This window comes from Allomuricauda sp. R78024 (assembly GCF_044596045.1).
GTDB lineage: Bacteria > Bacteroidota > Bacteroidia > Flavobacteriales > Flavobacteriaceae > Flagellimonas.
In genome coordinates, this window is record NZ_CP138995.1 from 3,606,729 (window position 1) to 3,618,759 (window position 12,031).

10 protein-coding genes are annotated in these 12,031 nt (G+C 38.1%); all 10 read right to left on the minus strand.

Annotated elements, in window-relative coordinates; translation table 11 throughout:
* Nucleotides 1-3: 3 nt before the first annotated feature.
* Genes ftsA through SJY44_RS16360 form a run of 10 tightly spaced genes read right to left on the minus strand, consistent with a single transcriptional unit; the run spans nucleotide 4 to nucleotide 12,030 of the window.
* Entirely contained in the window at nucleotides 4-1,332 is a 1,329-nt protein-coding gene (gene ftsA, locus SJY44_RS16315) for a cell division protein FtsA (protein WP_298930259.1), read from the minus strand.
* 3 nt (nucleotides 1,333-1,335) lie between these two features.
* The gene (locus SJY44_RS16320) at nucleotides 1,336-2,055 is read right to left on the minus strand and encodes a cell division protein FtsQ/DivIB (protein ID WP_396590524.1); all 720 of its coding nucleotides are present in this window, start codon (nucleotides 2,053-2,055) and stop codon (nucleotides 1,336-1,338) included.
* Complete coding sequence (gene murC, locus SJY44_RS16325; RefSeq protein WP_396590525.1) at nucleotides 2,045-3,397, minus strand: UDP-N-acetylmuramate--L-alanine ligase; 1,353 nt, start codon at nucleotides 3,395-3,397, stop codon at nucleotides 2,045-2,047. Before murC ends, SJY44_RS16320 begins: the two co-directional genes overlap by 11 nt.
* Entirely contained in the window at nucleotides 3,394-4,482 is a 1,089-nt protein-coding gene (gene murG / locus SJY44_RS16330) for an undecaprenyldiphospho-muramoylpentapeptide beta-N-acetylglucosaminyltransferase (protein ID WP_396590526.1), read from the minus strand. The genes murC and murG overlap by 4 nt, the downstream gene beginning before the upstream one ends.
* The gene (locus SJY44_RS16335) at nucleotides 4,469-5,674 is read right to left on the minus strand and encodes an FtsW/RodA/SpoVE family cell cycle protein (protein WP_298930271.1); all 1,206 of its coding nucleotides are present in this window, start codon (nucleotides 5,672-5,674) and stop codon (nucleotides 4,469-4,471) included. The genes murG and SJY44_RS16335 overlap by 14 nt, the downstream gene beginning before the upstream one ends.
* Before the next feature lie 3 nt (nucleotides 5,675-5,677).
* Entirely contained in the window at nucleotides 5,678-7,012 is a 1,335-nt protein-coding gene (gene murD, locus SJY44_RS16340) for a UDP-N-acetylmuramoyl-L-alanine--D-glutamate ligase (protein ID WP_396590527.1), read from the minus strand.
* Entirely contained in the window at nucleotides 7,013-8,233 is a 1,221-nt protein-coding gene (mraY, locus tag SJY44_RS16345) for a phospho-N-acetylmuramoyl-pentapeptide-transferase (protein ID WP_298930276.1), read from the minus strand.
* Between the two features lie 9 nt (nucleotides 8,234-8,242).
* Entirely contained in the window at nucleotides 8,243-9,706 is a 1,464-nt protein-coding gene (locus SJY44_RS16350) for a UDP-N-acetylmuramoyl-L-alanyl-D-glutamate--2,6-diaminopimelate ligase (protein WP_396590528.1), read from the minus strand.
* Nucleotides 9,703-11,712: a penicillin-binding protein gene (locus SJY44_RS16355; protein WP_396590529.1), complete on the minus strand. Its 2,010-nt coding sequence runs from the start codon at nucleotides 11,710-11,712 to the stop codon at nucleotides 9,703-9,705. The genes SJY44_RS16350 and SJY44_RS16355 overlap by 4 nt, the downstream gene beginning before the upstream one ends.
* Nucleotides 11,713-12,030: an FtsL-like putative cell division protein gene (locus SJY44_RS16360; protein WP_299169322.1), complete on the minus strand. Its 318-nt coding sequence runs from the start codon at nucleotides 12,028-12,030 to the stop codon at nucleotides 11,713-11,715.
* Nucleotide 12,031: the final 1 nt, after the last annotated feature.

Genomic DNA, 12,031 nt, shown 5'->3' on the forward strand with positions numbered 1-12,031 from the left:
TTATTACTCCGCGTTGTCCAAAAAGTCCTTTAGCTTTTCAGACCACTTGTCAAAAATGGATTTTCTTTCTTTCATCGACATATTTGCCGATTTGCTGCTTGGCACATGCTCTTGACCTACCAAAACCTGTTCATCTTCTTGCATTTCTTCTTCCAGAACGGTGTTCATGGATGTCGTTTCCAAAGCATTCATTAAAAGTCCTACAGCAGTTGCGTATAACGGGCTTGCAATTTCTTCTTCTGAATCTCCAGCCAAATGCTCATTAGGATACCCAATACGTGTATCCATTCCTGTGATATATTCAACCAACTGCTTCAAATGCTTCAACTGGCTTCCTCCTCCTGTTAATACAATACCAGCAATCAGTTTCTTCTTCTGCTCTTCGTGCCCGTAATTCTTTATTTCAACATACACCTGTTCTATAATCTCCACAACTCTAGCATGGATAATTTTGGATAGATTTTTCAAGGTGATTTCTTTAGGCTCCCTACCTCTTAGTCCTGGAATAGAAACAATCTCATTATCTTTATTTTCGCCAGGCCAGGCAGAACCAAATTTTATCTTCAGTAATTCAGCTTGCTTCTCTATAATTGAGCAACCTTCTTTTATATCTTCTGTAATTACGTTTCCTCCAAAAGGTATTACAGAGGTGTGACGAATAATCCCATCTTTGAAAATAGCAAGGTCTGTTGTTCCACCACCTATATCAATCAATGCAACCCCTGCTTCTTTCTCTTCTTGACTTAACACCGCTTCTGCTGATGCCAACGGTTCCAAAGTGATGTTTGCCAAATCCAGCCCGGCACTCTTTATACATCTACCAATATTTTTAATGGATGAAACTTGACCGACCACCACATGGAAATTGGCTTCTAAACGACCACCATACATTCCTTTGGGTTCTTTTATTTCTGGCTGCCCATCCACCCGGTATTCCTGTGGCAAAACATGTATGATCTCTTCACCTGGAAGCATGACCAATTTGTAAACCTGATTACAGAGTTTTTCCAAATCATCATCATCGATTACTTCTTCTGAATTTGGTCTTGTAATGTAATCGCTATGCTGAAGACTTCTAATATGTTGTCCAGCAATACCAACCACCACAGAACCAATTTTTAGTCCAGAATCCACCTCCGCTTGTTCCACAGCTTGTTGAATAGATGAAATGGTCTGGGTAATGTTGTTGACCACTCCCCTATGAACACCTAAGCTCTTTGACTTACCTGTTCCTAAAATCTCTATTTTTCCATACTCATTTTCCTTACCAATTATCGCAACGATTTTGGTAGTTCCAATATCCAAACCAACTGAATAATTACCTTGTTCCATACTTTATATTTTGGTGCAAACCACTTGATTATTGAATTCTAAACTTACTATTGCATATTTCTCCAAAGATTTGTCTTTGGCAGCTTTTGCATAAAATGCCATAAAATTTTTGAACTTCTCATTGAGGTTTTCCACGCCTCCCAAATTCACTACAAAGTTTTCTAAACGAAACTTTAATTGGTACTTACCTTCTTCCTCAACATGTATACCGATAACATTTTTTCTAAGAAAATCGTCCTCGTTGATATAATTTAAAATTGTATAGGCATCCTCAAGGCTTTTACCCGTGATTTTCCCTGTAATTATCGGAACTCTAGCCGAATGATGCTCCGATAAAGGCATACGTCTTCCTAAATCATCCAAATAAAATTTAGAGATTCCCTCCACTCTTCCAATTGGTTTACGCTGAACAATCTTAGATATAAGTTCTCCATTTACAGTAAGATAGACTTGGGCGTTTTTCACCATATCATTGGACAGTATAATATCCTCTATGGTATTCAAAACTAATTCTTCTTTAGCCCTATTTTTTACCGAGCCATAATTTTGTATTAACAATTTATTAACTGAGGCCTCTGTGAGGTATAAGTTATTGTCTCCCAGAAATTTAATGGATAAATCACCCACTCTTTTTTCCTTGCTTCGGTGGTCCGCAAAACCATAAAGTCCAATTATGGCCACCGACAAAAACGTCAATTTTATGTAATTCCAATTAACTTGCATACGCTAATTCCTTTTTTATTTTTGGTATTTCCAGTCCTATATCACCTGCTCCCATTGTAACCAAAACTCCCGTTTTACAATTCTTTATTTCGTCAATCAGGTTTGATCTTGAAACCAACTTTTTCTTTGGGTTATCAATTTTATCCAACAGCCATGCTGAAGTAATTCCTTTAATAGGTTCTTCTCTTGCCGGATAAATTTCCAAAAGCAAAATCACATCAAATTTTGATAAACTTTTTGCGAAGTCGTCAGCAAAATCCTTTGTTCTTGAAAACAAATGAGGCTGAAAAACCGCAGTTATTTCCTCATTTGGATGCATTTCTTTTATAGCTTCATAAACAGCGGTAATCTCTGTGGGGTGATGCGCGTAATCATCAATAAAAGCAAAATCTGAATCCTTTATCTGGTAAGAAAACCTTCTCTGTACCCCTTTAAAGGTTCCCAATGCTTTAGCAAGGCGGTGCGGCGGGGAACCAGCTTGCACTGCCATTCCAAAAGCAGCTAATCCATTAAGCAAATTGTGCCTGCCAGGTTTATTAAAACGAACGCGCTTCAATACCTCTGTTGGCGTAATCAAATCAAATATGTAGGTGCCATGTTCAATTAAAATATTTTCAATACAATAATCCGATCCATCCTCAATTCCATAGGTGACACCTTTCAACGGAAGTCCATTCCGAACAAAAAGCATCCCGTTAGGCTTTATTTTTTGGACAAAATCCTTAAAGGATTGTTGTAATTCTTCATTGGTTCCATAGATGTCCAAATGGTCGGCGTCCATAGAAGTAATACAAGCCACATCCGGAGAAAGTTGTAAAAAAGACCTATCAAACTCATCCGCTTCCACAACGGAGTATTCCGTTCCTTCTAATACAAAATTGCTATTAAAGTCCTCTGAAATACCTCCTAAAAAGGCCGTTAACGGCGTATTGGTTTCTTTTAGCAAATGTGCCAAAATACAAGAGGTAGTAGTTTTTCCGTGCGTACCAGCAACAGCAAAGCAAAAAGTATCTCTGGTAATAATACCCAATACTTCGGAACGTTTTTTTATTTCAAAACCGTTGTTTCTAAAAAATTGTAATTGAGCATGTGTTGAAGGGACAGCTGGTGTATATATAACCAGTGTATTTTCTTTTTGTTTACAAGATTCCGGAATTTGATTTATTTCATCTTCAAAATGAACTGAAATACCATAGTTGACAAGTTCGTCCGTTATTGGGGTCATTGTCTTGTCATAACCCGCAACGTTCTTATCTATATATTTAAAATAGCGCGCCAAAGCAGACATACCAATACCTCCGATACCAATAAAGAAGACGTTATGTATGTCCTTTAAATTCATTTTAATAATTTTTCAATTTCATCAACTATATGCTCTGTTGCCTTTGGCATAGCCAACTTTTTAATGTTAGCACTTAACGTATTTTGGGCATCATCTGAACCCATCAGATCGACAAAAGTTTGCTGAAACTTCGTATCCAATTCACTTTCTTTAAGCATAAGCGCAGCATCTTCTGCAACCAGTGCTTTTGCATTTTTAGTCTGGTGGTCTTCTGCAACATTAGGTGATGGAATGAAAAGTACTGGTTTGCCCACCAAACATAATTCTGATACAGAACCCGCTCCTGCTCTGGAAATGACAATATCCGCTGCGGAGTACGCATAATCCATTCTATTTAAAAAAGCAAGCACCTTCACAGAATCCGAATTATACTTTTTGTACTCTTCAAAATAAAGTTTGCCACATTGCCATAGCAATTGCACTTGCTGCTTTTTAAAAAAACTAAGCTCCTTTTCAATCAATTGATTAACTCTTCTAGCACCCAAACTGCCTCCTATAATCAATATGGTTTTCTTGTTTGCATCCAATTCAAAAAACTGGGCAGCCTCTTTCTTATCAACCTTCAGATTCACTAAATCTGAACGTACAGGATTACCCGTCTTAGTAATTTTTTCTTTTGGAAAGAATTGTTCCATTCCGTCATAAGCAACACAGATACTTTTGGCCTTGCGCGCCAATAGTTTGTTTGTGATTCCAGCGTAGGAGTTTTGTTCCTGTAGAACACAGGGAATTTTAGCACTGGCAGCCATCTTGATCAATGGCCCGCTAGCAAATCCTCCCGTACCAATGGCCACATTGGGTTTAAACTGTTTTGTTATTTGCCGTGCTCTAAACAAACTACTCATTAGTTTTAATGGAAACATTAAATTTTTCAATGTCAGTTTCCGTTGCAATCCACTTATCCACAAACCTTCTATTTTGTATCCCGCTTGTGGCACTTTTTCCATTTCCATTTTATCCTTTGCTCCAACAAACAAAAATTCAGCTTCTGGATGCCTCCTTTTTAGTTCATTGGCTATGGCTATCGCCGGATAAATATGTCCGCCAGTACCTCCTCCAGAAAGTATGAACCTATAATTGCCCACTTAATATTTCTAAAGGATTACTTTCATCTATGTCATAGGATTCCTCCTCTAAATTCTCTTTTCTATTGCTAGCGCTAAGTATAATTCCAATTGCCATGCAGGTCATCCAAATAGATGTCCCCCCCATACTGATCAATGGCAAAGGCTGACCTGTTACCGGAAACAATTGTACCACCACAGCCATATTGATGAATGCTTGAAAAACAATGGGCAAACCCACACCAATAACAAGCAGTTTGGAAAAAACTGTCTTGGCTGAATTTGCGACCACTACGATCCGAAACAACAGCAACAAATAGAAAAACAGTAACGCCCCTCCTCCCAGCAGACCATATTCTTCTATGATTATTGCAAAAATGAAATCTGATGTGCTTTGCGAAAGCATGTTTTTTATTACACTTTTCCCTGCTCCCTTTCCTAGAACACCACCTTCTGCAATGGCAATTTTTGCCAAAGTCAGCTGATGCAAATCATCTTTACCTGCTTTTTCTGGGCTCCAAAAAGTTTCTATTCTAGACTTCCAGGTTCCCGCTCTTTGCGGCAATATCTCTGGAGTTTTAAACAGTACAAACAAAAACATTCCAGATAGTACTATTCCCGTTCCCACTATTGCAAACAAATATTTTAAGGGATATCCCCCTAAAAAGCTGAGAATCAATACCAAAAAACAAATGATAATGGCGGTTGAAAAGTTCTCAGGTAAAATCAACAAAACAACCAGAGCAGTTGGCAACCACAATGGTAATATGCTTTCTTTAAATGTGATTTTAATGTCCTTTATCTTCGTTAAATACCTGGCAATCCAAATCATTAAAACAACGGATGCCAAGGTTGACGTTTGAAAATTCATCCCTACAAAAGGAATTTTTATCCATCTATTTGCTGTCACACCACCTATTCTGGTTTCTACAGTAAGTGTATATGCCAAAAGAATCAGGACAATGGGTAAAGCAATTATAGATAGTCCTTTAAAATAATGGGTTGGTATGCGGTGAATACCATAGATAATCCCAAACCCTAAAAACAACAGTACAGCATGCTTGACCAAGTGCCCCATAGTGGTCCCATCATCATTCACATAAACTAGATTGGTACTAGCACTGTAAACAGGCAAAAATGAGAAAAGGGCCAAAAGAGCTACTATACCCCAGATGGCTTTATCACCTTTCAAATTTTTAAATACCGCAAACATTTTCTATAAGTTTTTTATTGCTGCTTTAAATTGATTCCCTCTGTCCTCATAGTTTTCAAAAAGGTCAAAACTGGCACATGCAGGAGATAGTAAAACCGAATCCCCTCTCTCTGAAATTTTATAAGCCACTTTTACGGCTTCTTCCATTGAATAGGTTTCTACCATTAAATCAATCACATTACCAAAAATATCTTTCAGCTTGGAATTATCCATTCCTAAACAGACTATGGCCTTTACCTTTTCCCGTACCATGGGCATCAACTGCTTGTAATCGTTACCCTTGTCTACACCGCCAACTATCCAAACAATTGGTTTTTTAATTCCGTCGAGGGCGTAATATGTTGCATTTACGTTGGTTGCCTTAGAATCATTAATGTATTCAACATGGTTGATTTTTAAAACTTTCTCCAGTCTATGCGGAACCCCTTGGAAGGTTTGAATACTCTGACGGATAGTTTCTTTTCTAACATTTACCAATAGTGCTGCAAGCCCTGCCGCCATGGTGTTCTTTACGTTGTGCTGACCATCTAAGGCCAAAATATCTGTGCTCATTTCCAAGGTTTTATGTTCAATATTCATTTTAATCGTTTCATTTTCAAGCCAAGCTCCCTCTTGTTGTTTTTCCTTTAAGGAAAAAGGAACTAATTTGGATTGAACTGGGTGTTTTTTTAACCACTCTTTAATTACTTCATCATCTGCATCATATATCAGGTAATCATCTTTATCTTGATTCATCGCTATCCTAAACTTTGAAGCGATATAGTTCTCAAACTTATACTCGTACCGATCTAAATGATCTGGAGTAATATTGGTGAGGATAGCTACATACGGTTTAAAATCTATGATACCATCCAACTGAAAACTGCTTATCTCCAATACATAATGACCAAAATCCTGTTCGGCAACCATTTTAGCATAGCTATCGCCAATGTTCCCTGCCATACCAACATTTAACCCATCATTCTTAAGCAAGTGATGTGCTAACATTGTGGTAGTGGTCTTACCATTGCTCCCTGTAATACCAATCAAAGTGGCGCTCGTGTATTTTGATGCAAACTCAATCTCAGAGACAACAGAAATGTCATTTGCCACCAATTTTTCCACTATAGGAACTTTATCTGGTATGCCCGGGCTTTTCATAACCACATCTGCATTTAAAATCTTAGCTTCTGTATGGATACCTGATTCCCATTCAATCTCAAAATGTTCAAGAACTTTTTTGTACTCTTCTTTTATTTCTCCTTTGTCAGAGACAAAGACTTCAAATCCTTTTTTCTTTCCCAGTATTGCTGTTCCAACACCGCTTTCTCCTCCTCCAAGAATTACCAAGCGAGCCATCTACCTGATTTTTAATGTCACAATACTGACAATCGCCAGGAAAATTCCAATAATCCAAAATCGGGTGACTATTTTACTTTCGTGATATAATTTCTTCTGATAATGATGATGCAAAGGAGCCATTAGGAACATGCGTTTTCCTTCTCCATATTTCTTTTTGGTGTGTTTGAAATAGCCAACTTGCAGCATAACAGAAAGTGATTCTGCAAAGAAAATCCCGCACAGTAGTGGAATCAATAATTCTTTCCTCACAATAATGGCGATGACTGCGATGACTCCACCAATAGTTAAACTACCGGTATCTCCCATGAAGACTTGTGCAGGGTATGCATTGTACCATAAAAACCCTACTAACGCCCCTACGAACGCAGCAATAAAAATCAAAAGCTCCCCAACTCTAGGGATGTAAAAAATATCGAGATAATCTGAAAATTGGATATTACCTGACACTAAAGCAAAAATGCCCAAAGTCAATACAATAATGGCCGAAGAACCTGCCGCAAGACCATCAATTCCATCAGTAAGGTTTGCACCATTTGAAACTGCCGTAACGATTAATATCACCACTGGGATAAAAATCAACCAAGCATAATCTTCCAATCCGTCGCCCGCCCAAGTAATCCAATCAGCATAATCCAATTCATTGTTCTTAAAGAACGGCACATTGGTGCGCATAGCCTTTATATCCTGTCCATATACCTTTTCTACCTTAAAATTTTCTGTTATTCGAGTCGTATCTTTTTCCTTGATGGTAACTTCTGGGTGAAAATAAAGGACGGCTCCTACAATTAACCCTAGCACAACTTGTCCTAATATTTTAAACCTTCCCTTTAACCCCTTTTTATCTTTCTTAAAGATTTTGATGTAATCATCTACAAATCCAATGATTCCCATCCAAACGGTTGTAACAATCAGAAGGATGATATATATATTCTTGATGTCGGCAAACAACAATACTGGTAAAAGCGTTGACATAATGATGATCAACCCTCCCATAGTTGGTGTTCCGCTTTTTTGTTTTTGACCTTCAAGGCCTAAATCGCGAATACTTTCACCAATTTGTTTTTTTTGTAAAAACAGAATAACGCGCTTTCCATAGACCATTGCGATCAACAATGAAAACAAAACTGCCATTCCCGCTCTAAATGTCTGGAACTGGAACAGCGATGCTCCTGGCAATTGATATTGATTTTCCAAATATTCGAACAAGTAGTATAACATGGACTACGATTATTTATTTAAATCGGCCAAAGCCGCTTTTATTTCTTTAAAATCATCAAAATCTACCCTTACTCCATTTGTTTCTTGGTAGGTCTCATGACCCTTTCCTGCAACTAAAATGATATCATTTGCCAAGGCCAGTTTGCAAGCCGCCTTTATTGCTTGCTTTCTATTTTCAATGGCTAAAGTTTTTTTGGCGTTTTGGGGCTCAACCCCTGCTTCCATCTCTTCAATGATAGCAGCAGGAGGTTCAGTTCTTGGGTTATCTGAAGTAAAAATGGCCTGATTGCTCATTTCTGAAGCGATATGACCCATAACCGGACGCTTAGACTTATCACGGTCACCACCACACCCCACTACGGTGATGACGTTTTCATTTCCAGTCCTCAATGCATTGATTGTAACCAATACATTTTTTAGTGCATCCGGCGTATGGGCATAATCAACAATTGCCGTTATTCTTTCTTTTGATATAAAGTATTGAAACCTACCATCCACGTTTTCCAACTCGCTGATAAGTTTCAGGGTTTCCATTTTTTCCAGACCTAAAAGATCTGCCGTGGCATAAATAGCCAACAGGTTATAGGCGTTAAAATCCCCAATAAGTTTAGACCACAGTTCGTTATCATCAATTTTCAGCAACTGTCCGTCAAATTGTTTTTCCAATATCTGTGCTCTGTAATCTGCGTATGACTTAAGTGCGTAAGTGTATTTTTTGGCTTTGGTATTTTGTAGCATGACCAAACCGTTTTTATCATCAATATTGCTTAAGGCAAAAGCAGTTTTTGGCAGGTCGTCAAAAAGTTTTTTCTTAGTGTCACGGTACTCTGCAAAAGTTTTGTGATAGTCAAGGTGATCATGTGAAAGGTTTGTGAAAATTGCACCTTCAAAATGCAATCCTTCAGACCTTTTTTGATAGATTCCATGTGAACTGACCTCCATAAAGCAAAATTCCACCCCTTCTTCACTCATCTGGAACAGATGCTCATTTATAGTTAAAACATCTGGGGTGGTTAGGTTAGTAGGATATTCTTTTTCATCCACCATTATCTTTATGGTAGAAATCAATCCAACTTTGAAACCCGCTTTTTTGAACAGATTGTACAAAAGTGTACTTACCGTAGTTTTGCCATTGGTACCCGTAATACCTACTAGTTTAAGATTCTTGGAAGGGCTATCATAATAATTGGATGCTATTATGGCCAAAGCACTGTTACAATCAATAACCTTTAAATAGGTTACCCCATTGACCAACAACTCCGGAAGCTCCTCGCAAACAACAGCTTTAGCGCCAGATTCCACTGCTTTTTGGATGTACTTGTGTCCATCGGTAATCAAACCTCTAATTGCCACAAAGACATCATCCATCCCAACTTTTCTAGAGTCAAAATGAACGTGGTTGACCATTACGTTTGTATTTCCGCTTACCGCAGAAAGACTAGCCCCATACAATATGTCTTTCAGTAATTTCATGAAAGTTCCAGTACTATTTTTTTAACTTGATTAATCTCCGTTCCTTGATCAATGGACTGCTTTGTTACTTTTCCATTCCCTCTGATCTCAACTTGCAGTCCTAAATTTTCCAACAAGGAAACCGCATCCATACCACTCATTCCTTTTACATTAGGAACTTTTGTATATTGTTTTTGGGCTTGAGCGAAGTATCGTATGTATTTTTCTTCAAGAATATCTTCATTAAAAACTTCACCCTTTACTTCATCCACAGTTGGAGAAGTGGTATAAATTTTTTGAGCCATTGATTTAAAAACAGGACCTGATACATCCGCACCATAGTACCCAACACTTTTATCGGGCTCATGGATTATCACTATGCATGAATATTTTGGATTATCCGCAGGAAAGTACCCTGCAAAAGAGGAAATATATGCCAGTTTATCTGGGTCTTTGGCTACATAGTTTTTCTGACAAGTTCCTGTCTTACCAGCCATTGAAAAACTTTTTGAATATAACCCATGTCCGGTACCGTATTCTTTTTCCACCACATCTTTCAGCAATTGCTGAACTTTTTTCACAGTCTCTTTAGAGCAGATGGAAGCGTTTGTAACTTCTTTATCAAACCTTCTAAGAACTTTGTTGCCTTCCCGCACTTCTTTAATCAATCTAGGCTTTACAAATTCTCCATCATTAGCAATGGCATTGTAAAAGGCCAATGTCTGCATAGGTGTCATGGAGACTTCATACCCATGTGACATCCATCCTAATGAAATTCCAGACCATCCTTCATCTCCTGGGTATCTAATTACTGGACTCCCTTCCCCTATAATTGGAAGGTCCAATTTTTTATGAAGTCCCATATTCATTAGGCGGTCCACAAACTTTCTAGGGTTTTCCTTGTAGTTTTCATGAATTATTTTTGCGAAAGCCGTATTAGAAGAGATAGCAAAAGCTTTTGAAGCAGAAACCTTCCCATAGCCCCCCCATTTAGAATCCTTTACCACCCTATCATAAATCCTGTATCTTCCCTTCTCCGTATCAATGACTGTGCTGGTATCAATGACTTTATCCTCTAAAGCAGCAACCATGGACATCAATTTGAAGGTTGAGCCCGGTTCATGAGATTCACCAACGGCATAATTCAGCTTTTCATAATATTTCCCCTCCGAAGTTCTACCTAAATTGGAAATGGCTTTTATTTCTCCAGTAGCAGTTTCCATTACAACCACACAGCCATGATCCGCTTTATATTTTTCTAACTGTGCAAGAAGTTCATGGTGAGCAATGTCTTGAATGTTAATATCGATAGTGGAAACCACATCCAATCCGTCTTGGGGCTCCACTATGTTGTCTAACCCCACTGGCTTCCATTGGCCTTTGGCTATCTTTTGTTTTAAGCGCTTACCTTCTTTACCTCTTAAATATTGTTCGCCAAAAGCACCATCCAAACCTACTCTGGTATAGTACCCGTTTTCATCTACTTTTTCATAGCCTATACTTCTGGCCGCCATTTTACCTAAGGGATATTCACGAACCACGCGGTGTGTTTCTATAAAGCCTCCTTTATATGGACCCAACTCAAAGAGTGGAAATTGTTTTACGCGCACATAATCTAAATAGTCTATGTTTCTAGCAACTAATTTGTATCTATTGTTATTTGCCCTGGCTTTTCTAAAAAGTTTTCTGTAATAGGAAGATGGTCTATCAAAAAGATTTCCTAGAGAGTCTGAAAGTGCTGCAACATTATTTTGAAAGTTTTCTTCCGAAACTGTTTTGGCATCAAACCGAATCTCATATTTTGGCACCGAGGCGGCAAGCAAACTGCCATCATCTGAATATAGGTTGCCCCTATTTGGCTCGATGGTAAACATCTTTTCGGTATTGTTAAGGGCAAGTTCTTTGTAATCCTCCCCCTTTATCATTTGTATATCTACCAACTTGACCACGACGCAAATGGAAAAAACAACAAGGCAGCCTGCAATCAGGTATAGCCTATTCATTATATTTTTTTCCGTTATTGCCATTTATTTTTCTGATTTTACCTTGATTTTCTTTGGAGGGTTTTTGGAAGGAGTAAGTCCCTCAACTGCAACAGACTCTCTTAATGTAGATTCTAATTTTAACTGCTGCACAGTTGACCTATGCTCAAAAAATTCACTTTTCAGCATACGTACCTCCTCACTTAGAGCAGCAATTTCGTGTACTTTTTTATCTGCTTTATGACTGCTGGAAATCATCATCGCAGCTAGGAAAGATGCAAACAGTAAAAACATCCAATTTTTGGGAGCATCTCCGCTCACCAAAAACTTTCCTTTTAATATGTCCAGTAATCCTTTTTTCATT

Bases quoted from the DNA above. Each gene is read 5' to 3' on its own strand.
- SJY44_RS16335 (WP_298930271.1), bottom strand. From the start codon at position 5,674: ATGTTTGCGGTATTTAAAAATTTGAAAGGTGATAAAGCCATCTGGGGT.
- murD (WP_396590527.1), bottom strand. From the start codon at position 7,012: ATGGCTCGCTTGGTAATTCTTGGAGGAGGAGAAAGCGGTGTTGGAACA.
- murC (WP_396590525.1), bottom strand. From the start codon at position 3,397: ATGAATTTAAAGGACATACATAACGTCTTCTTTATTGGTATCGGAGGT.
- ftsA (WP_298930259.1), bottom strand. From the start codon at position 1,332: ATGGAACAAGGTAATTATTCAGTTGGTTTGGATATTGGAACTACCAAA.
- SJY44_RS16350 (WP_396590528.1), bottom strand. From the start codon at position 9,706: ATGAAATTACTGAAAGACATATTGTATGGGGCTAGTCTTTCTGCGGTA.
- SJY44_RS16320 (WP_396590524.1), bottom strand. From the start codon at position 2,055: ATGCAAGTTAATTGGAATTACATAAAATTGACGTTTTTGTCGGTGGCC.
- SJY44_RS16355 (WP_396590529.1), bottom strand. From the start codon at position 11,712: ATGGCAATAACGGAAAAAAATATAATGAATAGGCTATACCTGATTGCA.
- mraY (WP_298930276.1), bottom strand. From the start codon at position 8,233: ATGTTATACTACTTGTTCGAATATTTGGAAAATCAATATCAATTGCCA.
- SJY44_RS16360 (WP_299169322.1), bottom strand. From the start codon at position 12,030: ATGAAAAAAGGATTACTGGACATATTAAAAGGAAAGTTTTTGGTGAGC.